Origin of the sequence: Spirillospora sp. NPDC047418, assembly GCF_040643275.1 — a bacterium.
GTDB lineage: Bacteria > Actinomycetota > Actinomycetes > Streptosporangiales > Streptosporangiaceae > Spirillospora.
The window spans coordinates 1-26,522 of sequence record NZ_JBEYTW010000094.1 but is presented as its reverse complement, the minus strand read 5'-3'; the positions used below and the strand labels follow the sequence as shown (position 1 = coordinate 26,522).

The window sequence follows — 26,522 nt, the reverse complement described above, 5'->3', positions numbered from 1 at the left end:
CGCCGGCTCATCGCCCGAGGATCGACGCGACCCGCTGCTCGTCGACCGGGCGCAGGTTGTACTCGTGCAGCAGCTTGGCGTATTCGCCGCTCTTCTTCAGCTTGTCGAGCGCCTCGACCACGGCTTTGCGCAGCGTGTCGTTGCCCTTCTTGACCGCCAGTCCGACCGGGACCGGGTACAGCAGGTCGTGGCTGGACACGACGACCTTGCCGTTGAAGGCCTTGCTGATCTCCGCGCAGATCGCGGCGTCGGTGACCAGCGCGTCCACCTGACCCGCGACCACCGCCTGAGCGCCCTCGGGGTCCTTGGAGAACTCGCGCAACTCGATCTCGTGCTTGCCGGCGCGGGTGCACTTGGCGCTCGCGTCCGACCGCAGGCTTTTCACGATGGCGCCGCCCTGGATCACGGCGACCTTCCTGCCGCACAGCCCCATGGCGTCCGTGATGGGGGTGTCGTCGGCGCCGACGACGATGGAGTTCCCCGTGGAGAAGTAGGGGATGTAGTCGACGGTGGCCGACCGCTCTTTCGTGATGTACAGGTCCGAGGCGATCAGGTTGATCTGCCCCGCCTTGAGGCTCGGGATCAGCTGCTCGAACCGGGTGTCCTTGATGGAGACCTTGCGGCCCATCGTCTCGGCGAGGCGCGTGGCCATCTCGGGGTCGAAGCCGACCGGCTTGCCGTCCTTCAGGCTGGAGTACGGCGGGGCGGTGAGATCTGATCCGACCACGAGGGTGGAGGTGGAGTCCCCGTCGCCCGACGTCCCGCAGGCGGAGACGGAGGTGGCGAGCATGCACGCGGACAGGACGGTGGCGGTCAGGGTGCGGGCGCGGCGTGTCGGTCTGCTCTGTGGCCATTGCTGCTTCGTTCGCATGGCGAGGACAGTAACGGATCGCTCAACAATATGGAAGAGTTGGATGTGCACTTCGTCACCTTTCTTGCGGGGAGGGGGGCACCTAAGCGCGGAGGAGCAGGACGAACTACACTGACGGACATCCACCCGGGTCCCGAGGAACGTTCAACAATAAGGAGTCAGATGCGCAGCGATCTCGGCGCCGATGCCGCAGAACCCCCGCAGCGGAACGCTCCGGGGACGGCGGCTCGCGTCGCCGCGTCCCTCCGTGAGCAGATCATCACCGGCGAGCTCCCACCGAGAACACGGTTGAAGGACGCACAGCTGTCCCAGATCCACCAGGTGTCCCGCAACACCGTGCGCGAAGCTCTTCGCGAGCTGGAACGCGACGGCCTGGTGACCTCGCGGCCCCACGCCGGCAGCGCGGTGAAGGTACTGACCGAAGCCGATGCCCACGACATCTACCGGGTGCGGTACTGGATCGAAGCCGCCGGCGTCGAGGGGAGCACCTCGGCGGATCCAGAGCAGCTCGCCCGGTTCCCCTCGTTCGTGGCCATGGCACGAGAGGCGGCCGCCGAGGGAAGTTGGGCGGACGTCGGCACCAACAGCCTTCGTCTGCACCAGGCCATCGTCGGCCTGCTGGGGTCACCGATGCTCGACGCGTTCTTCGCCACCATCGTCGCTCAGCTCCGCCTCGTGTTCGCCCTGGCGGACGACGAGGCCGCGCTTCAGGCGCAGTGGATCGATCGCGACGAGAAGCTGGTCGACCTCTTAATCTCCGGCATGCGGGGGCAGGCGCAACTGGAGCTGCGGCAGTACCTGTCCGACTCCGAGGCCCAGATCATCGAGGTGATCCGCGCCAGCGGCGCCGCCGCGCTCACCTCGCGCGAGTCCCCTCCGCCGCGGCCCCGCGCCGTCATCGAATGACGAACGGGTTCCCGACCGGCGCACCGGTGTTGATCCACACGCTCTTGTCCTCGAGGTAGTCGTCAATGGCGTGCATCCCGTTCTCACGCCCGATGCCGGAGTCCTTGAACCCCCCGAAAGGAGCCATAAAGCTGACGGCCCGGTAGGTGTTGACCCATACCGTCCCCGACGTGATGCGATCCGCGAGGCGGAAGGCCCGCTGGATGTCGGAGGTCCATACCCCCGCGCCCAGGGCGAACCTCGAATCGTTGGCCAGCCGCACGGCTTCGTCCTCGTCACGGAATCGGATGACCGCCAGGACCGGCCCGAACACCTCTTCTTGGGCGATGCGCATGGAGTTGTCGACCCCGGTGAAGATGGTGGGTTCGACGAACCAGCCGTCTCCGCACTCGGGCAGGTTCGGCGCGCCTCCCCCCAACGCGAGGGTCGCCCCCTCGCCCAGGGCGACATCGATGTAGTCGCGCACCTTCGCGAACTGGGCGCGAGTCGTGATGGGCCCGACCTGCGTGCTCTCCTTCATCGGGTCGCCCAGGCGCGCGGACCGCGCCAGATCGACCACCCCCGCGACCACTTCGTCATGGACCGAGTCCTGGACCAGCAGGCGCGAGCCGGCGATACAGGTCTGGCCGGTCGCCGCGAAAATCCCTGAGACCACGCCGTTGACCGCGGACTCCAGGTCGGCGTCGGAGAACACGATGTTCGGCGACTTGCCGCCGAGCTCCAGGCCCACGTGCTTGAGCTCGGCGGCCGCCGCCGCGTTGATCAGACGCCCGGTCGCGTCCGAACCGGTGAAGCTGATCTTCCGGACCGCAGGGTGGCGGACCAGGCCGGCCCCGACATCGGGACCGAGCCCGGTCACCACGTTGACGACGCCGGGCGGAAAGCCCGCCTCCCCGAAGAGCCTGGCGAACTCCAGCGTGGACGCCGAGGTGAACTCTGAGGGCTTGATGACCACCGTGCAGCCGGCGGCAAGTGCCGGCGCCAGCTTCCAGGCGAGCAGCATCAGCGGTGAGTTCCAGGGAGTGAGGATGCCCACCACTCCCACCGGCTGCCGCTTGATGTAGGTGAAGTAGCCGCGCTTGTCCATGGGCGGCACACGGCCCTCGATCTTGTCCGCCAGGCCCCCGTAATAGTGGAACCAGTGCGGCACGTACAAGACCTGTCCCAGCATCTCGGTGTAGAGCTTGCCGTTGTCGCGCACCTCCAGCCTGGCCAGGTCCTCCGCGTGCTCCGCCACAAGGTCGGCCAGCCTGCGCATCAGGGCGCCGCGTTCCGTCGCCGTCAGGCGCCCCCACTCACCGTCGGTCAGCGCGGCGTGCGCGGCGGTGGCAGCGGCATCGACGTCGGCGGGGCCGCCCAGCGCGATCTCCGCCCACGGCGCCGCGCGGTACGGGTCCTCGCTGGGGAACCATTCCCCTCCGGCGGGCTCATGGTCCACACCGTCGATGTACATGGGGAAACAGCGCATCGTCTTCACCCGTCCTCTAGAACGTGGGCAGGCCGAGGGCCGCCCGGAAGGCATTCTTGTTCGCCACGCCGTCACGGGGTGGGAGCGCCCGCGGAGGCTCGGACGCGCTGATGGGAACCTGCACGAAGACCGTTCCCCCGCGCGCGTCGACCCGCTCGGCCAGATCTCCGATGCCCTTGAGCGAGTCCACCCGTACACAGGTCGCGATGCCGAACCCGCGAGCGACGGCCGTGAGGTCCGCCCCGTGGCCGGAATGGCTGAGTTGCATGCCGGTCTCGCCGTAGTGGCCGTTATCGAGGACCACGATCGTCAGGTTCGCCGGGTGAGCGACGGCCACCGTACCGAGCGAACCGATGCCCATGAGCTGTTCACCATCCCCGGTGACCACGACGACGGAGCGTTCGGGCTGGGCGAGCGCCAGGCCGAGACCGACCGAAACCGCGCCGCCCATCGCCCCCCAGAGCGGAAAGGCTGCTCCCCGGTGCCCGGCGGCGCAGACGTCGTACGAGGGCGATCCGAGCCCGGTCACGACGAGAGCGTCGGGGATCCGGCCGAGGAGGGTGGCGACGGCCTCGCGCCGATCGAGCCGAAGCCCGTCCAGGGTCGAGCCCGGCGCCGGCGTGTCGAGAGTATTCATCGGTCCCACTTCTTCCGTCCGATCAGCCGCTGGCCGAGGAGCACGGCGACGCGGTCGCCGGCCTCGAATGCCGCGTGCAGTGCCGAATCGACCACCTCGCCGACGTGCGCGGGGTCGTCCACGCGCAGCACGTGGATGCCCATCAGCTCCAAGGCCGCCTGCGTCGCCCGGCCCATGGGCGCCTGCCAGGGATTGAACTCCGCGTACTCCCCGCGCATCGTCACCAGCGTGAGAAAGGGGAACTGGCACATCTGGAGAAGGGAGAACATGTTCACGCAGTTGCCCACGCCACTGCTCTGCATCAGCAGCGCCGCACGCTGGCCGCCCAGCCACGCGCCGCTGACCACGCCGACCCCCTCCTCCTCCGTGGTGAGTACCACGTCGTCGATTTCGGGGTCGGCGATGGCCTCTCGGATCGCATGGGCATGGCCCGCGTCGGGGACGTAGGCGATCTGCCGCACGCCCCCGCGTTTGAGCACGTCGAACACCGTGCGCTGCCAGGCGGGGACTGCCGCGAGCGCGGTCGTCATGGGTTCATCCCTGGGGTCGAAGTGTGTGGAGTGGATCACCCCTGGCCGCCCGGGCGGACGGGGCACGGCCCGTGGACGGCCGCCCCACCATGATGGGCCGCTATGCAATGGCATGAAAAATAACGAAGCGGTATGGCTTCATCCTGTGCCGGCATGGCGCCTCGGCGGCCCGGTCAGGAGGAGCCGTTCGCATGCGCGCCGAGAAGACGCGCCGAGGGCCAGGCGCCGGACCTGATGGCATCGTCCACCGCCGAGACCAGCTCGTGCGCCACCGCACCGACCGCGGCCGGCGTACGGCCGGAGCGTGGCAGCGCCAGCAGGAGGTCGCGGTGGATGGCGGGCTCCGCGAGCGGAGCGCCGGAGAGGATCCCGGCGCGGATCTGGGTCGCCACCGCGACGGCCGGCAGGACCGTCCAGCCGATGCCCGCTCGGGCCAGGTGCCGCTGGATCTGGGCGGAGTCGGTCTCCAGGACGGGCGTGATCTCAACCCCCGCACGCGCCATCGCCGCGTCGATGAGGGCACGAAGGCCGTGCCCCGAGGACGGCGCGACGAGAGGATGGCGGGCGACCTCCGCGATGCTCACCGGAAGGTCGGGAGAGAGTCCCGCCGAGGGCGCGGCCGCCGCCCACACCGCTTCGCGGACCAGGGGCCGTACGTGGAGCGTGGGCGCGTTCTCGACGTTGTAGAGAAGGGTCACGTCAAGGTCTCCGTCATCGAGCCACTGCTGGAGATGCCCCGAGTACGCCGAGAGGATCGTCAGGCGGATGCCGGGATGCCGCTCGGCAACGGCCCTGGTGAGCGACTCGGCCAGCACCTCCGCGGTGCTTTCGAGCAGCCCGACCCGTACCAGTCCGGAGAGCTGGCCGGGTTCCGGCGAGACCTCCACCCGGGCCCGCTCGAGTTCGGCGAGGGCCCGGCGGGCGCGCTCGGCGACGCTGCGCCCGGCCTCCGTCGGTGTCATGCCGCGGCGAGAGCGTTCGAAGAGTTCGACGCCCAACTCCCGTTCCAGAGCCCGGATATGGCGGGTGACCGCCGGCTGGACCAGATGCAGGACCTCGGCCGCGCCGGTGACGCTGCCGATATCGACCACCGCCACGAGCGCGCGAAGCTGTCGGAGTTCCACCGGGTCACCTCCCCGGCCGGGCCACCGGCCGTCATGACGTCATACCGATTCGGCATTTTTCAGGCTATTCAATCAACGCGCATCATGGCAGGGCCCGCAGCCGAAGTGATCGACGCACAATCCCGGGAACAGGTGCCGATGTACGAACTGGACGGAGAAGAGGCCGCCACCGTCGAGTTGGTGGCGGAGTTCGTGGACGATCGGGTACGCCCGGTCGTACAGGAACTGGACCATCACAACACCTACCCGGCCGAGCTCATCGACACGATGAAGCAGATGGGGATCTTCGGCCTGGCGATCCCGGAGATGAGCCTGGCCGGTGCCATGGGCGGTCACACGGTCGTGGCCAAGCTCATTCTCGCCTTCGGCACCCAGGCGCAGAAGGACACCTACCTGCCGAGGATGGCCACCGGAGAGGTCCGCGCCACGATGGCGCTCACCGAGCCGGGCGGCGCCTCCGATCTCCAGGCGATGCGCACCACCGCCGAGCGTTCGGCCGGCGAGTACGTCGTCAACGGATCCAAGACGTGGATCACGAACTCCCGCCACTCCCAACTGATCGCACTGCTGTGCAAGACGGACCCGGCGGCGACGCCTGCCCACCACGGCATCAGCATTCTGCTGGTCGAGAAGGGACCCGGCTTCTCGCTCTCCCGCGACCTGCCCAAACTCGGCTACAAGGGGGTGGAGAGCTGCGAGATCACCTTCACCGACATGCGGGTTCCGGCGGACCGGTTGCTCGGCGGGGAGGAAGGTCGGGGATTCGCGCAGATGATGAGAGAGCTGGAGATCGGGCGTATCCAGGTCGCCGCGCGGGCGCTCGGCGTCGGCCGCGCCGCGCTCGATGACTCGCTCCGGTACGCCCAGGAGCGCGAAAGCTTCGGCAGACCCATCTGGAAGCACCAGAGCATCGGCAACCACCTGGCGAACATGGGCACCAAGCTGCTGGCGGCGCGCCGGCTAGTGCAGTACGCCGCGCGCCGCAACGACACGGGCGAACGCGCCGACATGGAGGCCGGCATGGCCAAGCTGTTCGCGTCCGAGACGGCGATGGAGATCGCCCTCGACGCCGTACGGATCCACGGCGGCTACGGCTACTCGACCGAGTTCGACGTCGAGCGCCACCCGCTCTCCCGATGAGCACGCACGCCGTCACCTGGCTCTTCGTTCCGGGCACCCGACCGGAGAGGTTCGAGAAGGCGGCCGCGAGCGGTGCGGGGGCGGTCATCCTCGATCTGGAGGACGCGGTCGCGGCTCCGCTCAAGGACGACGCCCGCGCCGCCGCGGCTCGCTGGCTGCGGTCATCGGGCCGGGCGTGGGTGCGGGTCAATTCGCTCCACAGCGCCTGCGCACAGGCCGACCTGGCCGCTTTGCGGGACCTGCCGGGGCTGCAGGGGGTAGTACTGCCCAAGACCGAACGGGCCGCCGACACCGAGCACGTCGCCCGGCTGCTCCCCGTACCCGTGGTCGCGCTCGTCGAGAGCGCGGCCGGCCTCGTACACCTGCCAGAGGTGTGCGCGAGTCCCGCGACCGCGCGGGTCGCCTTCGGATCGCTGGACTTCGTTCTCGACATCGGCGCCGACCACGTACCGGACGCCCTGCTCTTCGCCCGCAGCCGACTGGTCGTCGAGTCGCGAGCGGCCGGGCTTCCGTCCCCCATCGATGGCGTCACGACTGCGCTGGACGACCTCACCCGGGTCGGAGAGGACGCCGCCCTGGCCCGCCGGCTCGGCTTCGGCGGCAAGCTCTGCGTCCACCCCGCACAGCTCGCTCCCATCCAGCGTCAGTTCGCCCCGGCCGAACAGGAGATCGCTTGGGCCACCGCGGTCCTCCAGGCCGATCGCGGCGGCTCGGGCGCGGCACGCACCCCGGACGGCGAACTGGTTGACGAGCCCGTCCTCCAACGCGCCCGGGGCATTCTCTCCCGCACGGAGCCGAGATGAAGAGGTCCAACTGAGATGATCCAACCGCTTGATGGCATCACCGTCGTCTCGCTGGAGCAGGCGGTGGCCGCACCGTTCGCCACCCGCCAACTCGCGGACGCCGGCGCCCGGGTGATCAAAGTCGAGCGCCCCGACGACGACTTCGCCCGTGGCTACGACCGTACGGTCCACGGCGAGGCGAGCTACTTCGTCTGGCTCAATCGCGGCAAGGAGTCGATCACGCTCGATGTCAAAGATCCTGCGGACAAGGCCGTTCTGCTGGCCCTCGTAGCGCGCGCGGACGTGCTCGTCCAGAACCTCGCCCCGGGCGCGGCCGAGCGCACCGGCGAGGGGTCCACCATCGCCGTCTCGATGCTCGAAGCTCTGGGCGAATGGGCCAGCCAGCCCGCCTGCTACACCTTCTACAGCGATGCCCCCTGGCGGCGTACGGGAGCGCGCCATGCCTCGATCGCTCCGTACGGCCCGTACCAGTGTGGTGACGGGCGCCTCTTCCTCGGCATCCAGAACGACCGGGAATGGGCGTCCTTGTGCGAGAGAGTTCTCGGCCGTCCCGATCTGGTGACGCACCCCGCCTACGCGCATAATCCGGAGCGGGTCGCCAACGACGCCGAGATCACGGTGCTGATCGAGAGTGCGCTGGCCACGGTGTCGCGCGACGAGGCACTTCGGCTGCTCGAGGACTCCGGGATCGCATGCGCCGCCCTGCGCGAGCCGCAGGAGCTGTTCTCCCATCCGCAGCTCGCGGCGCGCGGCCGGTGGAAGGAGGTCGATACGCCCGGGGGCACGGTCCGTGCCCTGCTGCCACCCGTCGACGTGGCGGGGTGGCAGCCCGCCATCGGCCCAGTCCCCGCACTCGGGCAGCATTCCCAGCGCATCCGGGACGAACTCGCGGAGACCCCTTGGGGGGCTGCGCAGTGACCGAACTCATCTCGCCGTGCCCTGCTGAGGCGCTGGCCGGTCTGCTGGGCGTGCCCCTGCCCGACCTCGATGCCGGGGACCCGTTGCCGCTGTGCTGGCACTGGGTCTATCTCCTCGACCGTCCCGCCACCGAGGATCTCGGCGCGGACGGACACCCGGTCCGCGGGGTGGTACCGGAACCTCCGGGCCCCGGCCGCCGCCGGATGTGGGCGGGCGGCCGTGTAGAGCAGCACGGCGGTCTGGTCACCGGCCACGAGGCGACACGACGGTCGGAAGTCACGGCCGTCCACGAGAAGGAGGGAAGCAGCGGCCACCTCACCTTCGTCGAGGTGACCCACACCATCGAGCAACGCGGCCGTCCGGTCGTCGTCGAGCGCCAGGACATCGTCTACCGCGCGAAGGCGCCGGCCACCGAGTCGCCCGCCCCGGCGGCGGCCGATGTCGTCCCGATGCCATCCCCGGAGGGCGGATGGACGCTGGGGATCGGGCCTGCCCTGCTCTTCCGTTTCTCGGCACTGACCTACAACGCCCACCGGATCCACTACGACCGCGACTATGCGACGGGTGTGGAGGGCTACCCCGGCTTGGTGACCCATGGCCCGCTCCAGGCCCTGGCCATGGCCGAGGCCGCACGCCGCCGCGGAGTCACCGGCGATCTCATCTACGAATACCGGCTCGTGGCACCGCTCTTCGACTTCCAGGGGATGTCGGTTCTCGCCGAGCCCAGCGGTGAGGGCGACGCAACCGAGGTGTCTGTGTGCGACCTGTCTGGCCGGGTGACGGCCCGAGGAAGGCTGACCCGTTGAATCGTTGGTGGGCGGTGTCGGTTGACACCGCCCACAGCGCGCGGACGGTGAAGGCCAGGGTTCGGGGAGCGGCACCGGCCGATCCGGCGCGGTCCGAGTCCGGGTCTCCGTCGCGAAAACCTGAGGGGCAGGAGGGGCACCATGACCTACTTGTCCCGTATCCGGATCGATCCTTCGCGAGCGGAGAGCCGCGAACTCCTGGCCAGCCCGCGTGCCATGCATGGTGCGGTGATCGGTGGAATTCCCGATCCGTCCCAGATGGACCGGGTCCTGTGGCGCCTGGACACAGACGATCCCCGGTGTCCGCTGCTGTTCGTGCTCAGCCCGTCCCGTCCCGACTGGACCCGCCTGGTCAAGGCGGCCAGTCGGCTGGGGGCGGACGGAGACCAGGCTGCGACCCGTGAATACAGGCCGCTGCTCGCCCGGCTCGCCATCCGCGGGGAATTCGCGTTCAGGGTCACCGCGAGCCCGGTGCGCAACGACCCGCGCGCATCGACCGCGAGCCGGGACCGCAAAGACCGCCGCGCTCCTCGGATCCCGCATCGCACGCCCGCCCAGCAACTTGAGTGGTTCCTCGAACACGCCCTCGGATGGGGCTTCACCATTCCTGATACCCACCCTGACCCCGCGGCCTCCGGCCCGGACCGCCCCTCCCCGCGCTCCGTGCCGGACGTTCGGATCATCGGCCGGAGCCGACACTCATTCACGGAGGGCGGCTGTGACACCCCGGTCACCCTCCACACCACGACCTTCGAGGGCAGGCTGCTCATCACCGACGTAGTTCTGCTCGTCCAGGCGATGCTGAAGGGAATCGGTCCCAGCAGAGCTTACGGCTGCGGGCTGCTCACCCTTGCTCCCCCGCGCTCACAAAGCCCCCATAGCGCAGGCGCCCTCAAATAGGCGAGGGGTGCCCGCCTGACGACGAGTCGCCGATCATAGACAGACACAACCTCGTCTCCGGAAGAACCGACCCCACCATGTCGCAGGTAAAGAAATGAATTCCTTCGCTCCAAGCGAAGATCCACAGAATTCGGCAAAGCAACTCCAGCGGCGTAGCAGGCAATGGATCTGGTGGTACGGAAACCGGACCGGCCACTACTGGGCCGCAACACGCAGCGGCCGGGCAGTGCTGGTCGAGGGAACGACACCGCAGGAATTGCTCAGCGAAATAATTCGCGTTGAGGCCTCCGGTGATCTGCAAGCCGCCAATCCCGGCACGTGGCCGGTCCAGTGAAGAGATCCCACCGATGGAGGCGGCCCGGGGGACGTATGGCTTCGCCGCGATGAGCGGCGAAACCGCAATTAATGGCCGAGCAGCCGATTCATGACCGGTTGTTCCAGAGCACGGGGTAGGTGTGATCGTCGCGGTGCGAACCCAAGAGGAACCGGCGAGCGAGCTTCATCGGACGCTGAGGGCGCTACAGGAGCGGGTAGAAGCGGCACGTTCGGCGGTGAGCGTCGACACGGACGGGTTGACGCCGGCTGGGACCGGTCAGGCAGTGGAGATGGTCACGGATGTGCTGGATCTGGTCTGGAGCATCGTCGGCACAGTGATGGAACGGACCGAGCAGATCCCGGAACACGAGGTGACCGGACAGCCGCCGGGTGCGGACCTGGATGTGCTGGAAACGGCCCTGGTGCACTTGGACTACGGGCACAAGGCGCTGGAGGTGGCCCGTCACCTGCTCGGGGTCGCCAGGGAAGACCTGCTCCGTGCTGAACGGGGATGAGTTCGCTGGTGGGGGGCGCTTGGTCCCTGCTCCGCAACGTGAGAGGCGCCAATGGTCACCTTGCACCGCGCGCGAGGTCCGGGCATCCGACTCCGTACTTACCCGCCGGTCGCTATTGTTTCGCAATGCCAGGAGCGCAGAACCGGTTGTGCACAGCGATGATGACGGTCGGCGACGTTGAGGCCGGTCTGATCCATCGCAGCGTGCTGGATCGGGTGGCCGAGATCGCCGGCAGGCTGGGCTGCCACGGTGCCGCCTCGCTCGACAGCCTGCCCGCCTCGTTCACCGGCGCCTACCTCCACCGGATGCGCCGCGATCTGGACGAGGTCATGGCATTCGCGGAGGCGGCCGACCGCACCGGCTGGATCCTGGGCGACCTGGCCGCCGCCCCAGGGGACGAGCCCGTCCCTGTTCTGGACACACCGGACGGCAGAGTGTGGGCGAGTGCCGCCCGCGGTTTCGAGCTGCACGGTCCGGGCGGGGCGCGGCGCCTCACCGAGTTGGCGGGGCTGTCCGGGACCGCGCGGCGCACCGCGCTGCTGCTCCTGATCGCGCCGCTGGCGGAGGCCGCGAGACGGGCGCAGCTGCTCCAGATTCATGAGCTCAGGGGCTGAGCCGGCCCATCGTTCACGGCGTGTTCAGATGCGATCGTCCACGGTTCGTCGCGTCGAGCATGCGCATCCTCCGCAATGACGCGATTGAGGTCCTGAGTCAGGCGCGCGTACGCGGACGGCAATCTGACCTGGTCCGGGGGGGCGCCGAGGCGCAGCGCCTCGACCCACGGGAGCTCCCACACCCGCGGCACGCCTCCCGAAATGAGGCGCAGCAGGTCCTTCAGGGGCTTCGGCAGTTTTCCGGGGGCATCAGCGACGGCCACCAGCCCCAGCAGTCGCATGTTCGGCAGCACACCCGCCGCCCACTGCCCGGCGGCGGCCTGAGCCGCGCGGAGGCCTGCGGCATGGGTCCGCGCCACAAGTAGGACCTGGGCTCGGCCGGGCGGTTCGGGAAGCGGCCAGTACCGTCCGGCGCTCCTGCCTAGGGGAATGAGCGCCGCCACCGTGGAGGCGCCGGCTCCTCCATGGCATGAGGAGATCCAAAGGGCGGGACCGGGGCCACTGTACCCGGCGAGCCCCAGCGAACTCGTCGGCGGCGGCGCCAGGCGGGCGGGCGTGACCGTCCGCGCCTGGAACCGGCCGCGACGAACGTCCCCTGGGCCGGGATCGTTCTCCCCCGCGCCCGGCCGGCCCTCGGAGGCGGCTGAACGCTGCGCCACGTCTGCGACTTGCATGATCGATGAGCCCTCTCTCCGAATGGGCCGCCTCGCCGGCCGGGGACGGGACCGGCGAGGCGGAGCACCTTTCCGAGCACACCTCTGGTACTCGGTGAACCGTCCGCGCGGCCGCGTGATCGTCAACTGCGGCGGGCGAGAAAGATCCCGCGCGGCCGCGATACGGCCGCGTTTCGCGGCCACCGTTTCGTGCCCTGGGCTGGCGGTGAGCGCGTTCGTCCGCACAGTCGCAGGTTGAGGACGCCGCGTTTCGAGAGGTCGCGGAACCGGCGCGAAGCTACCCACGGGAGGAGAATCGACATGGCAGCGGAAGACACTTCCAGCAACGGGACGAACTTCTGGGCGGCGCTCGGCACAGGTCCGGGGACCGCCGAGGCGCTGACCGACCAGGACAAGCTCGTCGCCGGGCGCGCCCGCAACCGTCCCTCCCAACCGGCCGAGCGGCCCGAACCGGCCGGTCCCCCCGGGTCCGCCGAACGGCCCGGATCAGGCGAGTGGCCCAGATCCGGTGCTTCCGCGCCCGGGCGCGGGCACGGGTCCGGGCACGGGTCCGCGGCGGCCCGGCCGGGCGGGCCGGAGTCGCGGAGGGAGCAGGCTGCCCGGACGCCTGCTCGCGAGCCGTCCGATGGGCCGGACCGCGAACCCGCCCCGCCGCCCACCGCCGCAGCCCCGGTGTCCGCTCCGGTATCGGCGCAGCCGCCCGCGAAGGAGGCGGGCGACCGGCCGGAGCAGGAGCCTTCCCACCCTTCGCCACTGGTCACCCGGCACGTCACGGTGCAGTTTCCGATGCCGGCCGTTACCCGGGCGGCCGAGGGGTCGACGGGGTCGGAGACCGCGCAGCCGGCTGCCCCGGAATGGCTCGCCGCAGCGGAGATCGCCCGCTCGCTCGGGCCGCGGCTCGTCGAGATCTGGACGGAGGTCCTCACCCGGCACACCGGCGGGGACGAGGCCATGGCACGCCACGTCTACGACGTACTCAGCGGCTGCCACCTGCTCGGCGAGCTGTGGCGGGACGAGAGCATCGAGGAGGTGCACGTCCGGGGCGTCGAGGTGACCGTCTGCGGGCGGAACGGCATGCGCCAGGTCGCCGGGTTCCCGGACCTCGCCACGGCCCAGCGTGCCGTGGAGACCTTCCGGGGGACACGGGGCGCGCAGGGCGCCGTCGTGTCGCGGGTCGGCAGTGCCGTGGTGGTGAGCCGCACCTCGGCGACGGGCCCCACCGCGGCCTGGCTCCTTGCCGGGGGTGTCATCACCGAAGGCCAGCTCTCGCAGGTCACGATGGTGCTCCGGCACATGCGCACAGTGACCGTGATCGGCCCCGCCGCGCGGATCGTGGTGCGGGCGCTCGCCTCCCTGATACCGGCGGGCAGCCGGGTCTTCCTCGGGTCGTACGTGACGCTGCCCGTCGGCTGCGTCACCGCCGCGTCCCCGATGGAGGCCGACTACGTGGTCGGTGTCCGCCCGGGTGCGCTGGCCGAGGACATGGCGGGCGAGGGCCAGTTGGGCGCTCTGATCGCCAATCCCGAGTCGCGTGTCCGGGGGGCGCTGCGGCTCGCCGTCTCCGGGCCGTCCGCGAACCCGGGCGAGATCAGCCAGATACCGTGAGCGACCCGGCTCACCCGCGCGCTCGATGGCCAGCCCCCGCTCCCCGGCCCGGCCACACCCCCCGCGTCAGGCGGGACGGGCGGGCCGACCAGAGCGGCGCGCGCGGGTCCGACCACCAGGTCAGGCGGCGGGCCGGCGGGCTGGACCGCCGCAGGCCCGCTGCCAGGGAGCGGACCTGCGCGGAGACGAACGCGGCGTCGTCCGGGCAGACGGGGCCGCCGAAGCCCGCCGCGTCCACTCGGGCGCCCAACCCCTCCAGCGGCCCGGGATCGGTCCCCGGCAACCGTGCCGCGAGCAGAGCCGACACGTCGGCCGTCGTGGCGGACGCCGGCAGGGTGAGGCCCGCGAGCCGCATCGCCACCAGGAGTTCCGTCCAGGCGGTCAGGATCCGCTCGCGAGCCCCACCTCGCCGCGACCTGCGCAGCCCCCGCAGCCGCAGCAGCGGCACCATCGTCAGGAAGAGGACGGTGAGCACCAGCGGGGGGACAGCCAGGACGGCGTAACCACCGCCGCCTCCCAGTGGCGTCCCGCCGCCGCGCGTACCGCCGCTCACCAGCTCATCGGCGTCGTCGCGGTAGGTGCCGTCGTGGTCCGTCCGCTGTCCCGGACTCGGTCGCGGGGACACGGCCGAGCGCTCGCGCGGGTTCGGGTCGTAGGAGACCCAGCCCACGCCCTCGTAGTAGATCTCGCCCCAGGCCACCGCGTCACCGCTGCGGATAACCCCGTCACCGCGGCCCGGTCCGAACCCGACCACCACCCGGCTCGGCAGTCCGGCGGCCCGGGCGAGGACCGCGAACGCGCTGGCGAACTGCTCGGATGTCGCGCCGCCGCCGCTGCGGCCCGGCCGGACCAGTAGCTCGCCGAGCCTGGCGTAGCCGTGCCCACCAGGGACGCCCGGCCGGAAGGTGTAGGACCCGCGCAGGTACTCGGCGATCCGTGACGCTCGCTGGTGCGGGGTGCCGTCGCCTGCCGCGGTCCGGGCGATCTCGTCCAGGCCGGCCGGGGCGCCGGGTGGCAGGCGCAGGTAGCGCTCGAAATCCTTCCCGGAGGCCGCCCGGGCGCCCTTGCCCCGCCACCCGGTCCAGTCGGGGACGATCCCGGTCGCCGTGTACGAACGTCCCGCCACCGGGCCGTTCAGGGACAGCACCGTGCCGGGGCCGGCGTCGTAGCCGGCCGCGATCCCGTCCACCCGGGTGGGGATGCCGGGGACCGGTGCCCAGTCACCGGGCAGGTTCACGGCCGAGACCTTGACCGTGCTCCGTGCCGTCCGCGGCGGCACCGTCTCGGGGGGCGGCAGGGACGGCCCCGCGGGACGGTAGGTGCCGTCGGGCACCCACATCGTTCCGGTGAACTCCGCCAGCGCGACCCAGCGCAGCGGCGTCCGCCGGCCCGACACCTCCGACACCCTCATCAGCGGCGCATCGGGGGCGGCCGCCCATGCCGACAGGTACGACATCGGGTTGCGAACCTCGCGCGGCTTCTCCGGGGTGTCGCCCTGCCTGCGCGGATCGGACGCCCGTACCGGCCATGCCGCCAGCACGCCGGGTGCGGCGACCGCCGCACCGATCCCCGGAAGGGCGACCACGCAGGCCACCGCCGTTCCCGCCATGGCGACGCGCGGAAGGGACCGCCGCCGCGTGCGCGACGCCTCCGGAGCCCGGACCCGGACCGCGAACCCCATTCCGGCGGTGTCGGGGGCGTCGCGCGGGGCGGAGGCCAGTCCGAGCGCGGCGGCGCCGGCCAGCAGCGCCACCGACCGGTATCCGGCCCCGGCCGCCTCCGGGTTGAGCGCGGCGGCCCCGGACAGCAGCACCGCACCGGGCAGCAACGCCGGCAGGACCCTCCCGTCGCGGCGCAGCACGGTCGCGATCGCCCCGGCAAGCCAGACCGCCAGGAGGGGGAACGCCAACAGGTCCACGGTCGCCGGGGGGTGCGGTGCCGTGGTAAGGATGCGGGCTCCCGAGTGCAGCAGGGCGTCCACCGCCGCGGGCACCGGCTTCCCCACCGGCCCTGGCGCCCGGGCGGCGACCGCCACGAGCCCGGCCGCGGCCACGGGCAGCCCGGCCGGCACCGCGATAGGTCCGAGCCCGCGCAGCAGCCGGTGTGCCACCGCCGTGACGACCACCGCCGCGACCGCGGCGCAGGCCAGCAGGGCCGCCACCGGCGCCGGCCGGTCGTACCCGGCGGCGAGGAGCGGCGACGGCGCAGCCGCAGCCAGGATCACCGCCGCGGCGGCGAGCAGGAGCCGTGCCCGGTTCACCGCGTCCACCAGCGGCTCTGGTTCCAGCCGGTAGCGAAGGCTTCCGGTGTGGCCGCTTCGAGAAGCCGCACGCCGGGTGGCGGGGCAGGGGGCCGCGCATCGGACGCGGGGCCCACCAGCGCGACCAGCGACAGGACGCGCCGCGTGGCAAGGGCTTCCATCGCCGCGGCGGTGTCCGCCGGGGCCGTCCCGGCGGACAGCAGGACGACCGCGCGTCCGGCGCCCGCGCGCAGCCGCGCGCAGGCGGCGGAGAAGTCGGCATCGGGACGGGACGTCGCCGCTGCGAGCAGGTCCAGGTGCGCGGTGACGCCGGCGGACGCGGGCGAGTACCCCCCGCCCGCCAGGCGCAGTTCAACCGGGAGGTCCGGGCCGGACATCACGATCGAGGCCGCTGCCTCGGCAAGGCCGTCCAGTGCCGCCCGGCCACGGCGGTCGTCGACGAGCACGGTGACGCCGGGCCGGGCCGAGTCTGCGTGCTCGCGCACCATCAGGCGCCCGCGGCGGGCCGAGGTGCGCCAGTGGATCCGGCGGACGTCGTCGCCGGGCACAAGCTCGCGCAACCCCGCGAACGAGCCCTCGGCCGCCCGGGTCGTCGCCGAGGATGTGTCCCGGCCCACACCGTCGGCCACGGGCAGGACGGTGAGCTCGTGGTGGCGCGGATGCACGAGGAGCCGCACGGTCTCGTCACCGGCCGTCCGGGCGGCCCGCGCGAGCCCCAGCGGGTCGGTGCGGACGAGTTCGAGCGGGCCGACGTCCAGGAAGCCCCGCCGCCGTGCGGACAGCTCGTAGCGGATCCGGGCACGGGCCCGGCCCAGCGGGAGGACGAGCGTGCCCGAAGGCCCGGTGACGCGTTCGGCGACGGTCACACGCGCCTCGACGGGGCCGTCCGCTTCGACGATGACGGTGACGGATTCGCCGGCCCGCACCCGTGTGGTCGTGACGCGGCGGCGCACCCGGGCGCGGCGGGGCGGCCTGGCCAGAGCCATGGCCAGGCCGACAGTGGGGAACACGAGCGCGCCCAGCGCACCCGGCGCCAGATAGCCGAGGCCGAGACCGCCGCCCGCGAGGACGGCCCCGGAGGCGAGCAGCCCCCAGCCGCGGCGGGTGGGCCGAGTCGTGCCGCCTGCCATCGGCCTAGCTCCGGTTCTCGTGCGGCCCCGGTACCGGTACCTCGGCAAGGACCTCGTCCAGCAGCACCGCGCTCTCCTCTGCGGTGGCGACGCCCGACAGCGGTACGAGCCGGTGCCCCCACACGGGCCCGACCAGGGCCCTGACGTCGTCGGGAGTGACGTACACGCGGCCGCCGGCCAGCGCGTACATGCGCGCCGCCCGGCACAGGGCGATGGACGCGCGCATCGACACCCCGGCCCGCAGCCGCTTGTGCCGGCGGGTCCGCTGGGCCAGCCGCAGCACGTAGTCGTACACCAGGTCGTCGAAGATGACCTGGTCGGCGACGGCGTTCAGGCGCGCAAGCTCAGTGCCGTCCAGCACCGGTTCCAGGGTCTCCGGAGCGGCCGGGGCCGCGTCGCGCATCAGCGACAGCTCCGCCGCTTCGCCCGGGTAGCCGGGCGACAGCCGCATCAGGAACCGGTCGAGCTGGGCCTCCGGAAGCGGGAACGTGCCCTCCAGGTCGACGGGGTTCTGGGTGGCGACCACCAGGAAGGGCTGCGGCACCGGGTGCGCCGTCCCGTCCACGGTGACGTGCTGCTCCTGCATCACCTCTAGCAGGGCCGACTGCGTCTTGGGCGAGGTCCGGTTGATCTCGTCCACGATGAGGACGTTGGCGAAGACCGGTCCGGGGTGGAACTCGAACTCCCGGGTCCGCTCGTTGAAGATCGTCACACCGGTGATGTCGGACGGCAGCAGGTCGGGGGTGCACTGCACGCGGCGGACCGTCCCGCCGGTCACCGCCGCCAGCGCGCGGGCCAGGGTGGTCTTGCCCATGCCGGGCAGGTCCTCCAGCAGGACGTGCCCGCTCGTGGCGAACGCGGTGAGGATCTGCCGCACCGTCACGGGGGTGCAGTGGGCGACCGTGCCGATGGCCGCCGCCATCCGCGCGAAGGCGTCGGCCGCCAGCACCGCCTCCTCACCGTTGATGGCGCCGGCCTCGGCCGTTGTGGTGCTCACGTTCGTCCTTCCTCGTATCAGCCGCAGTTGGCCCAGCCGCTCGAGGCGCTGGCGCCGGACGCGCCGCCGGAGACGCGGACGCAGACCCCGGGTGCGGACACGTACACCGGACCGGCGTAGTACTTGAACGTGCCGTTGTCGGAACCGACCTCGCCGCCGTGCTGCTCCACCAGGCGGACCCAGACGCTGGTGCCCTTGCCGACGTTCGCGGTCTTCATCGTGACCGCACAATTCTTCTTGGTGCTGGCGCTGTAGAGCTGGTAGACCCGCCCGCCGCTGAACGAGATCGACCGCTGCACGACGTAGCCGCTGCCCGGACCGGCGTTGCAGACCTGCGCCGGCGTGTACGGGTTGCGGGTGACGGTGGGCTTCGGCTTGGCGGTGCTCCGCGTATGGGTGGGCGACTTGGTCGTCGGCGCCGACGTGGACGGCCTCGTGGTGGAGGGGCCCGGCGCCGGTGAACGCGAGTGAGTACGCGTGACAGGCCGCAGCGGTCGCGAGACCCGCGGGGGGATGGGCGGCCCGGGAGCGGACGAAGAGGTCGACCGGGGCGGCTGCGGGGTCCGGGGCTCCACCGGATCCGGCCCGGCGGGCGGCACGAACGGGTCCGGGAAGCCCGGGTCGACGGTCGGTGCCGGGATCAGCGGCGGGTTGCGCTCGCCGCCGCCCGGCGCGACCGGGCGGTTTCCGCCCTTCCCCGGCCCAGTCGGGTATTTGCCGATCGTGCGGGCCCGGCCGTCGGGGCCGACCACCCGGGCGTCCGGGCTTCCTGGCGCGTTGATGAACAGGTTGCCCTCCCGGACCTGCAGTTCCAGGTCGCCGCGTCCGGACGGCATGTCCAGCACACCGGTCTCCCTCCCGGCCTTGTCGAACACCTGGACCTGCCCGGTCTCCCGTACGGGCACGTACACCTTGCCGGCGAACGGCACGGCGGGTTCCTGGACGGGGGCGTGCAGCGGGAACGATCCGACCCGGCCGCCCTCGCCCACCTCGCCCAGCGTGACGATCGAGCCGGCGGCGGGAACGGTGATCGCGGCCAGTGCGCCGTGGGTGCGGTCGGGCACCATCGCGCCCGCGAGCGGGACCGGCGCCGTGATCCGCCGGAGGTCGTGGCCGGTCGCCACCACGAGGTTGCGCCCGCTGCGGTCGACGACCAGTGCGCCCTGGTCGAGCACGGTCAACGCGAGGTCGTGGCCGGGCTCGGCGGCGTCCTTGGTCACGGCGACCTCGGCGCCCTTGGCGGAAACCTGCAACGCCACGACCGTGCCCTGCGCGGGCACCGCCACCCACAACCGTCCGGCATCGTCGAACTCGCCGCCGACCAGCGGCCCCGGCAGCCGCAGGACGGGCCCCATGGGGCGCAGCGTCGCGGGGTCCAGCGCCCGCACCGCGCCGGTGGTGCGCTCGATCAGGGCGGCGGCGGTGTCGCTCACCACCAGGTGCGGGTCGCCGCGTGTGCCCACGTCCAGCTTCCCCGACAGCCCGAGGCCGCTCAGGTCGAGCGAGGACACCCGTCCGGTCTCCAGATCGTGGATGAGCAGATGCCGGTCGTCCTGGGTGACCTTGATCCGGTGGCCGCGGGCACCGGGCACCGGGCGGCGCCGCTGGATCTGGCCGTTGTCGGGGTCGACGAGCGCCGCCTCGCCCGTCATACGGCTCCACAACCAGGCGCTGCCGTCGGAGGACTCGAGGGCGTAGCCGAGACGGCCGCTGCCGAGCAGCGTCGCCGCCAGCGCCACGATGACCAGGATGGCCGTGCCCCAGCCGCCGACGCGTACCCGGGCCTTCAGCCCGGTCCCGTTCCGCTTCTCCGGAGCCGCCTCTTCAGTTCCCACCTGCGATCCACCCCGCGTCGTCACACCGCACCAGAGGTTCCACGACTGACTGTCCGGAGGAACCCGAGATGTGCACGGCCGAATCTCGGGGGGATGGCCACGGCGCCGCGTGCCCGCACCCCGCGGGCGCGGAATTCGCCTGAGTCAGTGCTCGATGAGCACGGCGATGACCTGCTTCAGCTCACCGAGCTCGAAGGGCTTGCCCAGCACACGCGTCCGGACGCCGTCGTCCAGGTCGGCGGACGCTCGCGCGGCCGCCGTGACCATCAGAACCGGCACCTTCGCGGTGCGGGGGTCGAGGCGGACGCGGGCGAGCAGATCGGCGCCGTCCATGTCGGGGAGCATCCGGTCCAGGATGAGCAGGTCGGGGCGGGAGGAATGGTCGAGCTCCGCCCAGCCGTCCTCGCCGCACTCGGTGACGACCGGCTCGTGTCCCTCGCGCTCCAGGATCACGCGGAGCAGCTCACCGACCCTGGAGTCTTCGACGATCAGCACCCGCATCTGCCGCCCCACCACCCGGAAACCGACCGTCTGACCCGCGCCGTCAGAGAACCTACCAGGATCTGGACAGGGGTCATTGTCGGAGGCGGCCGCGGCACCACCCCTCACTTTGCGACGAATAGATCATGACGTCTTTGTCGGATATACCATTGACACGTGGCACAAGTGCTCGTCGTCGACGACGATACGCGGCTGGTCAAGGTCGTCGCCAGCCTGCTTCGCAGGCACGGCCATCAGGTGGAGTCGGCGCCCAACGGCGAACTGGCCCGCCAGGTGCTGCGCCGCGGCGACTTCGACATCGTCCTCCTGGACGTCAACCTTCCCGATATCAACGGCATGTCACTGATCCTCCAGTTGCGCGAGGAGGACGACGCCACCCCCGTCATCCTGCTGACCGTCCGCGCGGAGGCGCAGGACCAGGCGCTCGGACTGCAGCTCGGCGGGGACGACTACGTCGCGAAGCCGTTCAACCCGGAGGTGCTCCTCGCCCGCATCGAGGCCGTGCTGCGGCGCAGCGCGGCGGGCACGTCGCCGCGGGCCGGGGCCGCGCACGGCGACCGGATGGAGATCGCCTCCGTGCTCATCGACTTCGCCAGGCGTGAGGTGACCAGGGACGGGACCGCCGTACGGCTGGCGCCGCTGGAGTACGCCCTGCTGGAGTTCCTGGCGACCAACCGCGGCCGGGCGGTGTCGAAGGAGGAGCTGATGCTGCGCGTCTGGGGCACCAGCCGCGGCGTGTCCCGGACGCTCGCCGAGCACATCTCCCGGCTGCGCCGCAAGCTCGGCGACGACCTGATAGTCACCCGGAGCGGATACGGGTACCTCATCCCGCCGCCCCGGCGGGATCGCGCAGCCACAACTCGGTGACGAGGGTGTTCCGCCCCTCCAGCCGGGACCACACCTGATGGCGGTGCGCCTGCATGGTCGCCCGCCAGCGCGCCAGCCCGAGGTCCTCGCCTATCCCGTCGCCGACCTGGGTCGGCCACGGCAGGCCGACCCGCGCCCGCACCCCGTCCAGGTCGCAGCGCTCCGGGCGCCGCGGCACCGAGCGCACGGTGTGCACGGCGAACGCCCCGTCCCGCCGTACCGACACCTTCTGGTCACTGAGCCCGCCGAGCAGCACGTCGTGCGTGCGCCTCGTGTCGGCCACGATCATGCTCTTGCACTCCTCGGGCCTGCGCACGCCCCCCAGGTCCTGGAGGAGCTGCGCAAGGCCCGTGATCGCCGAGACGAGCATCCCCGCGTCCTCGGCCAGTTGCGGCCCGGCCGCCTCACCGACCAGCTCAGCCGTCACCGAGGCGATGCTGAGCTCGATCGCCATCTGGTGGGCGAACCCCCGACCGAAGCGGTCGTGCCACCGATCCGCCCCCACCAACTCGGGATGGTCGAACGTCGCGGCGGACGCCCGCGTCAGCGGCACCGCCAACACCGACCCGAGCATGAACGGGGACTGCCACGTCAGCGCCTGGCCCGCCGCGACGAGCACGTCCCGGTCAAGGGACGCCCTGTCGCCGCACTCCATATCCTCCACCCCGCTGGGCGGAGAGTCTGTGAGCGCGTGCACGAGGACCGGAAACGTCGGCCCCGCGTACCTCAGCACGCGCGACCGGTCGGCGAGATGGGCGCGGCGGTGCGGAGAACGGCCCGGCCGCCGGATTCGGCGGCCGAGGTCACCGTCGCACTGACGAGCCGCGGCTCCAGAGCGAGATACCTCGGGATCGTTGGCACCGTCCTGTTCCTCTCATCTGCAACCTGCGCGTCCTGGGGTCGTTGGTCCGGCCCGCTCCGGTGGTGTGAGCCCTCTTCTCTCCAACGTCCGTCCGCACACAGATCGGCAAGCCCGCAACCGGAGTTCGCCCCGAAGTTGTCACGAAACGCGCACCAAGCTCACAAATGCGCGGGAAACCCATCGTACAACGAGGCTTTCGTCACACTGGCGACGAACACTCGTCCCAGGACCTTCCCGAGCCGCGGGCTCACGCTGTGCCCGCGATGGGCCCCTTGAGCTTGGCCAGCGCCTTCTTCTGGATCTGCCGGACGCCTTCACGCGACAACCCGAGTTGCTCGCCGAGGATGCGGAGCGACTGTTCCCGCCCGCCGTCCAGCCCGAACCGCCGCGTCAGCACGTACCGCTCACGGGCGTCGAGGCGCGGCAGCCCCTCGGTGAGAAGGGTGCGCAGATGGGAGCGGACCACCACTTCCTCCTCCAGGTCCGGAGACGGATCGCTCAGCCGGTCCTCCCAGGCGATGATGTCCTCGTCCTGTCCTCTGTGCGGCGACTGCAGGCTCTCCAGACGGGGCGGAGCCAGGACCCGGCGAACCTGCGCCTTGGTGACCCCGGCCCGCGCGGCGATGTCGGCGTAGTCCGCCGGAGCGTCCGGCCCGTGCTCCTCAAGGAACTCGCGCTCCGCCGCGAGGATGGCCGGGCGCTTCTCGAAGTCGCCGAGGGTGAGGTTGGCGTGGTCGGCGTCCCGGACCGCCCGCAGAACCTCCCGCTGGATCGGCTTGAACGCCCAACTGGAGAACGCCCCTCGCGCCGGATCGTAGGAGGAGATGGCCCACAGCAACCCAACCTTGGCGGCGCTCTCGAAGTCCTCGCCGTGCTCGGCGGACCTGGAGGTGAACATGGCGACGTACTGGCGGACGAGCCCGTAGTTGGCGGTCAAAATCTCGTAGGTGAGATCATCGAAGTCACGCTCGGTCTTGCGCAATGCGACCTCCGCCGGCGTGTCGCCGGAGCCCGCGTCGATCCGTGAACGCAACTCCGCGATCCTGTCCTGGAGCTCCTTGCGTCGCAAGAAGAGGGCGTCGTTGCGGGCGCGAAACTCATCCGCGGCAGGACGCTTCTCATCGGTCGGCTGCGCATTGTCCATCGAACTCTCCAGCTCATGCACCATGCAATGTCAGACGCGACCATGACCGAAACGGGCACTGTCAGGAGACTGTCATTGGCATGTTTCCGTGATGCCCGCGTCCCGCCGGGCGGCCCACCGGACGGGCGGCGCCCGGCACTGCGCGGACGGCCCCGCAAAACCGCAGGCCAGCGGCCTGCACTGCACGTACCTGCGGCGACCGGCGTGCCGCACACTCGTTGACAGGAAGTTGACCTCAGGAGATCGCACGCGGGCCTGCCGCGACGGTCTCGTCCTCGAAGACTTGGCGTGGGCGCCCGCCCCGGCCGCCGGACTCGCGGCCGTCAACACGATTGCTCACCGATCCGTGGTGGTGGGCTCTTCGGAAACCGACGGGATCAGATACCCGTACCCACTCTGGGTGGAGATCACGTTCTCACCGAGTTTGCGACGCAACCGGGAGACATGCTCGGTGAGCGTCCGGGAGACTCCCCGGCCGGTGCCCCACACACTCAGCATGATCTCCTCCTTGGAAACCGCTCTTCCGCGGTTGGCCGCCAGGAACTCCAGAACGGCGTACTCGAGCGGGGTCAGGCGCACCGGAACCCCGTCCCTGAACACCTGCCGGGCGATCGTGTCCATGACAATGGGCGGGATCTCCAGATATTCGCCCGGCCGGCCCGCCGTACCCTCAGCGGGGTCCCGGGCGCTGCGCCGCAGCACGGCCTGGATCCGGGCGAGGAGCAACTCGGGATTGAAGGGTTTCACGATGTAGTCGTCACCACCGAGCCGCAGTCCCAGCGCCTGGTCCTGCACCTCGGTGCGGACCGTCAGCAGGATGACCGGCGTGGTGTCGCTCTCCTCACGGAGCTGCTGGACCAGGGCGATGCCGTTGACGTCGGGCAGATTCACATCCAGCAGGACGATGTCGATGTCCCCTCCGCGCAGGATCTGACGGGCCTGCTCCCCGTTGGGCACGGACTTGACCTGGTGATTCCGCTTCCACAACAGGCGCGAGACCACTTTTACAAGTCGTGGATCGTCATCCACCACGAGAACCCGCGCCACGAAACCATCCTATAAGCGCGTCCAGCACCGGCCGTTGGCGCGCCTCGTGCCGCCCACGCCATCGCACCGTCCCACAGCGTCTACGGCGGTGCGAGGAGTGCGGTGGTCGCGCTCGACGGGGTGAGCGTCGGGCTGCGGCGGGGCACCTTCACCGCGATCATGGGGCCGTCGGGCTCCGGTAAGAGCACGCTGCTGCAGTGCGCCGCCGGGCTGGACCGGCCGACGTCGGGCTCGGTGGTGCTGGACGGGGTGGAGCTCACCTCGCTCGGCGAGCGGGAGCGGACCCGGCTGCGCCGCCGGCGGATCGGATTCGTGTTCCAGGCGTTCAACCTGCTGCCCGCGCTGACCGTGCGCGACAACGTGGCGCTGCCGCTGCGGCTGGCGGGCCGCCGTCCCGAGCGCGGGGCGGTGGAGGAGGTGCTGGAGCGGGTCGGGCTCGGCGGCCGGCTGCGCAGCCGGCCCGGTGAGCTGTCCGGCGGCCAGCAGCAGCGGGTCGCGATCGCGCGGGCGCTGATCGCCCGGCCCGCGGTGCTGTTCGGGGACGAGCCGACCGGCGCGCTGGACACCGGCACCGCCCGGGAGGTCCTCGGCCTGCTGCGCGAGGCGGTCGAGGAGACGGGGCAGACGGTGGTGATGGCCATCGACTCGGTCGGCGTGCTGCTCGCGCCCGGCACGGAGATCGGCCAGGTCGCGCGGGCCGTGGAGGCCGCGCTCGGGGGCGCCGCCGGGTCCGGCGCGGCGGTGCTGACCGGGGACGACCGGGGACGGGCCGAGGACCCCACGCTGGTCGAGGGCACCGACGACCTGATCCCGCTCGCCGCCGCGTTCGGCAGCCTGGCGGCGCTCGCCATGGTGTTCGTGGTGGCCGGCACCGTGGGCCTGTCGATCCGGCAGCGGCAGCGGCAGACCGCGCTGCTGCGCGCGGTCGGCGCCACCCCCGGCCAGCTGCGCCGGATGATCCTGGCCGAGACGATGATCCTGGCGGTGGCCGCGACCGTGCCCGCCTGTCTCCTCGCCCCCTGGTTCGGGCGTCGGCTGCTGGACGTCTTCGTGCACGGCGGCGTGGTCTCCGACCTGGTCGCGTTCCGCAGCGGCGCCGTCCCGCTGATCGCCGGCGCCGGGCCGTCTGCATGACGAGCGTGAACATCAGCCTGGTAGTCGCGGCCGGCCGGTTCGGGGTCTGGCCCATTCCAATCCGCGGCCACTGTCATCAGCGTGGCGGCGACGCGCCTCAGGCCCGTCCTGGTGCGGTTCTCCAGCGCGGGGTCCCTGTTCGGTCATTTGCGGCACATGGAAGAGCCTGCACGCCGCCAAAGCCCGCGTCATGATCGCACGCTCGACAAAAACGGCAGATGCCGACCGAACTGCTGCCCAACCGGCCGCACACCCACCACGTCGTCGAGCGCGCTGGCCCGCTGGGCCGGGTCTCCGGGCCGGCCGCACACGCCCCCCGGCGGCGGCCGACGCGGCGGCGGCGGTCACCTAATCAACACTATGTCGACAACAATATGTTGATGTTTCAGCATGATCCGCATGGAGAACTCGGACGCCGACCATGGAGTCGTTCGACTGGGCGCTCGGGATCGTGCAACTCGTCTCCGACCTGCATCATGCACCGGTGACGAACCCGCGCAGGTCCTCTCCGGCGAACCGCCGACGGGACGCCTTGATCGGGAGTTCTTACGCCGCCATGTCGAAAAACCCCGACCTGCCCACACCATCGTTGCGCCCCGACCTCGGCCGAGCCGGGGGACGGAGGATCATCAGAGGTCGTCAGGTGTCGGCTCCTCGCCGTACACTCGGCTCCCTCACGATCTTCGACCGATCCGCACTGCGAACCCCTTTCGGGAGTCGAGATGGTCCCTCCCCCCTCCGCCCCCATGGCTCCCGCACCACTACCCGGTCCGCCACGGAAGACGAGCGGTACGGCACAGGTCGTCCTCGGGCTGGTGCTCCTCGTGCCGGCCGCGTTCTTCACGCTCACGTCCCTGGTCGTCCCCACCGTCCAGACGATCCTGCGCGGCTTTCAGCGGGGCGGGCTGCCGGAGGCGAA

25 protein-coding genes are annotated in these 26,522 nt (G+C 71.3%); 11 read left to right on the top strand and 14 right to left on the bottom strand.

What is annotated here, in order from left to right:
• Positions 1–7 precede the first annotated feature (7 nt).
• Positions 8–871 carry an ABC transporter substrate-binding protein gene (locus ABZ806_RS36815; protein ID WP_500222776.1) on the bottom strand — a complete coding sequence of 288 codons (864 nt, stop codon included), beginning with the start codon at positions 869–871 and terminating at the stop codon, positions 8–10.
• Positions 872–1,033: 162 nt separating this feature from the next.
• Between ABZ806_RS36815 and ABZ806_RS36810 the strand changes: the two genes are divergently transcribed.
• The gene (locus ABZ806_RS36810) at positions 1,034–1,777 is read left to right on the top strand and encodes a GntR family transcriptional regulator (RefSeq protein WP_500222774.1); all 744 of its coding nucleotides are present in this window, start codon (positions 1,034–1,036) and stop codon (positions 1,775–1,777) included.
• Here the strand turns inward: ABZ806_RS36810 and ABZ806_RS36805 are convergent.
• The 4 genes from ABZ806_RS36805 to ABZ806_RS36790 all read right to left on the bottom strand — a co-directional run bounded on the left by ABZ806_RS36805 (position 1,767) and on the right by ABZ806_RS36790 (position 5,503).
• Positions 1,767–3,245, bottom strand: a complete 1,479-nt coding sequence (locus tag ABZ806_RS36805) for an aldehyde dehydrogenase (RefSeq protein ID WP_500222801.1) — start codon at positions 3,243–3,245, stop codon at positions 1,767–1,769. The two genes, ABZ806_RS36810 and ABZ806_RS36805, sit on opposite strands and share 11 nt — an antisense overlap.
• Positions 3,246–3,261: 16 nt before the next feature.
• Entirely contained in the window at positions 3,262–3,882 is a 621-nt protein-coding gene (locus tag ABZ806_RS36800) for a thiamine pyrophosphate-dependent enzyme (RefSeq protein WP_500222772.1), read from the bottom strand.
• Positions 3,879–4,412, bottom strand: coding sequence for a hypothetical protein (locus ABZ806_RS36795; protein WP_500222769.1), 534 nt, complete (start codon positions 4,410–4,412; stop codon positions 3,879–3,881). The genes ABZ806_RS36800 and ABZ806_RS36795 overlap by 4 nt, the downstream gene beginning before the upstream one ends.
• 173 nt (positions 4,413–4,585) lie before the next feature.
• Positions 4,586–5,503 carry a LysR family transcriptional regulator gene (locus ABZ806_RS36790; protein WP_500222797.1) on the bottom strand — a complete coding sequence of 306 codons (918 nt, stop codon included), beginning with the start codon at positions 5,501–5,503 and terminating at the stop codon, positions 4,586–4,588.
• 171 nt (positions 5,504–5,674) lie between these two features.
• Here ABZ806_RS36790 and ABZ806_RS36785 point away from each other — a divergent pair, with 171 nt between their 5' ends.
• The 7 genes from ABZ806_RS36785 to ABZ806_RS36755 all read left to right on the top strand — a co-directional run bounded on the left by ABZ806_RS36785 (position 5,675) and on the right by ABZ806_RS36755 (position 11,547).
• Positions 5,675–6,676: an acyl-CoA dehydrogenase family protein gene (locus ABZ806_RS36785; protein WP_500222795.1), complete on the top strand. Its 1,002-nt coding sequence runs from the start codon at positions 5,675–5,677 to the stop codon at positions 6,674–6,676.
• Positions 6,673–7,479, top strand: a complete 807-nt coding sequence (locus tag ABZ806_RS36780; RefSeq protein ID WP_500222767.1) for an HpcH/HpaI aldolase/citrate lyase family protein — start codon at positions 6,673–6,675, stop codon at positions 7,477–7,479. The genes ABZ806_RS36785 and ABZ806_RS36780 overlap by 4 nt, the downstream gene beginning before the upstream one ends.
• A gap of 15 nt (positions 7,480–7,494) precedes the next feature.
• Entirely contained in the window at positions 7,495–8,397 is a 903-nt protein-coding gene (locus tag ABZ806_RS36775) for a CaiB/BaiF CoA transferase family protein (RefSeq protein WP_500222765.1), read from the top strand.
• On the top strand, positions 8,394–9,203 hold the full coding sequence (locus ABZ806_RS36770; RefSeq protein WP_500222763.1) for an HTD2 family dehydratase: 810 nt from the start codon (positions 8,394–8,396) through the stop codon (positions 9,201–9,203). Before ABZ806_RS36775 ends, ABZ806_RS36770 begins: the two co-directional genes overlap by 4 nt.
• Positions 9,204–9,344: 141 nt before the next feature.
• Positions 9,345–10,103 carry a type I-E CRISPR-associated protein Cas6/Cse3/CasE gene (gene cas6e / locus ABZ806_RS36765; protein ID WP_500222761.1) on the top strand — a complete coding sequence of 253 codons (759 nt, stop codon included), beginning with the start codon at positions 9,345–9,347 and terminating at the stop codon, positions 10,101–10,103.
• 455 nt (positions 10,104–10,558) lie between these two features.
• Positions 10,559–10,933: a hypothetical protein gene (locus tag ABZ806_RS36760; protein ID WP_500222759.1), complete on the top strand. Its 375-nt coding sequence runs from the start codon at positions 10,559–10,561 to the stop codon at positions 10,931–10,933.
• 125 nt (positions 10,934–11,058) lie between these two features.
• The gene (locus ABZ806_RS36755) at positions 11,059–11,547 is read left to right on the top strand and encodes a hypothetical protein (RefSeq protein ID WP_500222757.1); all 489 of its coding nucleotides are present in this window, start codon (positions 11,059–11,061) and stop codon (positions 11,545–11,547) included.
• Here the strand turns inward: ABZ806_RS36755 and ABZ806_RS36750 are convergent.
• Positions 11,529–12,221, bottom strand: a complete 693-nt coding sequence (locus tag ABZ806_RS36750) for a DUF6668 family protein (protein WP_500222754.1) — start codon at positions 12,219–12,221, stop codon at positions 11,529–11,531. The two genes, ABZ806_RS36755 and ABZ806_RS36750, sit on opposite strands and share 19 nt — an antisense overlap.
• A gap of 300 nt (positions 12,222–12,521) precedes the next feature.
• On the opposite strand from ABZ806_RS36750, the gene ABZ806_RS36745 reads away from it, so the two are divergent.
• Entirely contained in the window at positions 12,522–13,826 is a 1,305-nt protein-coding gene (locus ABZ806_RS36745; protein ID WP_500222752.1) for a hypothetical protein, read from the top strand.
• Between the two features lie 10 nt (positions 13,827–13,836).
• Here the strand turns inward: ABZ806_RS36745 and ABZ806_RS36740 are convergent, their stop codons facing one another.
• The 5 genes from ABZ806_RS36740 to ABZ806_RS36720 all read right to left on the bottom strand — a co-directional run bounded on the left by ABZ806_RS36740 (position 13,837) and on the right by ABZ806_RS36720 (position 20,549).
• The gene (locus ABZ806_RS36740) at positions 13,837–16,086 is read right to left on the bottom strand and encodes a transglutaminaseTgpA domain-containing protein (protein ID WP_500222748.1); all 2,250 of its coding nucleotides are present in this window, start codon (positions 16,084–16,086) and stop codon (positions 13,837–13,839) included.
• Positions 16,083–17,216, bottom strand: coding sequence for a DUF58 domain-containing protein (locus ABZ806_RS36735; protein WP_500222746.1), 1,134 nt, complete (start codon positions 17,214–17,216; stop codon positions 16,083–16,085). Before ABZ806_RS36735 ends, ABZ806_RS36740 begins: the two co-directional genes overlap by 4 nt.
• Positions 17,217–17,220: 4 nt before the next feature.
• Positions 17,221–18,213 carry an AAA family ATPase gene (locus ABZ806_RS36730; protein WP_500222744.1) on the bottom strand — a complete coding sequence of 331 codons (993 nt, stop codon included), beginning with the start codon at positions 18,211–18,213 and terminating at the stop codon, positions 17,221–17,223.
• Positions 18,214–18,230: 17 nt separating this feature from the next.
• A complete protein-coding gene (locus ABZ806_RS36725) occupies positions 18,231–20,048 on the bottom strand; it encodes an NHL repeat-containing protein (protein ID WP_500222741.1) in 1,818 nt (605 codons plus the stop codon).
• A 144-nt stretch (positions 20,049–20,192) separates the two neighbouring features.
• Positions 20,193–20,549 carry a response regulator gene (locus tag ABZ806_RS36720; protein WP_500222739.1) on the bottom strand — a complete coding sequence of 119 codons (357 nt, stop codon included), beginning with the start codon at positions 20,547–20,549 and terminating at the stop codon, positions 20,193–20,195.
• 156 nt (positions 20,550–20,705) lie between these two features.
• Here ABZ806_RS36720 and ABZ806_RS36715 point away from each other — a divergent pair, with 156 nt between their 5' ends.
• Positions 20,706–21,416, top strand: coding sequence for a response regulator transcription factor (locus ABZ806_RS36715; protein ID WP_500222736.1), 711 nt, complete (start codon positions 20,706–20,708; stop codon positions 21,414–21,416).
• On the opposite strand, the gene ABZ806_RS36710 is transcribed toward ABZ806_RS36715, so the two are convergent.
• From ABZ806_RS36710 to ABZ806_RS36700, 3 genes are all read right to left on the bottom strand, one after another.
• Positions 21,373–22,071: a hypothetical protein gene (locus tag ABZ806_RS36710; protein WP_500222735.1), complete on the bottom strand. Its 699-nt coding sequence runs from the start codon at positions 22,069–22,071 to the stop codon at positions 21,373–21,375. The genes ABZ806_RS36715 and ABZ806_RS36710 overlap by 44 nt on opposite strands.
• 454 nt (positions 22,072–22,525) lie before the next feature.
• Positions 22,526–23,422: a sigma-70 family RNA polymerase sigma factor gene (locus ABZ806_RS36705; protein WP_500222733.1), complete on the bottom strand. Its 897-nt coding sequence runs from the start codon at positions 23,420–23,422 to the stop codon at positions 22,526–22,528.
• Positions 23,423–23,758: 336 nt separating this feature from the next.
• Positions 23,759–24,469, bottom strand: coding sequence for a response regulator transcription factor (locus tag ABZ806_RS36700; RefSeq protein ID WP_500222731.1), 711 nt, complete (start codon positions 24,467–24,469; stop codon positions 23,759–23,761).
• Between the two features lie 102 nt (positions 24,470–24,571).
• Here ABZ806_RS36700 and ABZ806_RS36695 point away from each other — a divergent pair, with 102 nt between their 5' ends.
• Positions 24,572–25,603: an ABC transporter ATP-binding protein gene (locus ABZ806_RS36695; RefSeq protein WP_500222728.1), complete on the top strand. Its 1,032-nt coding sequence runs from the start codon at positions 24,572–24,574 to the stop codon at positions 25,601–25,603.
• Positions 25,604–26,522: the final 919 nt, after the last annotated feature.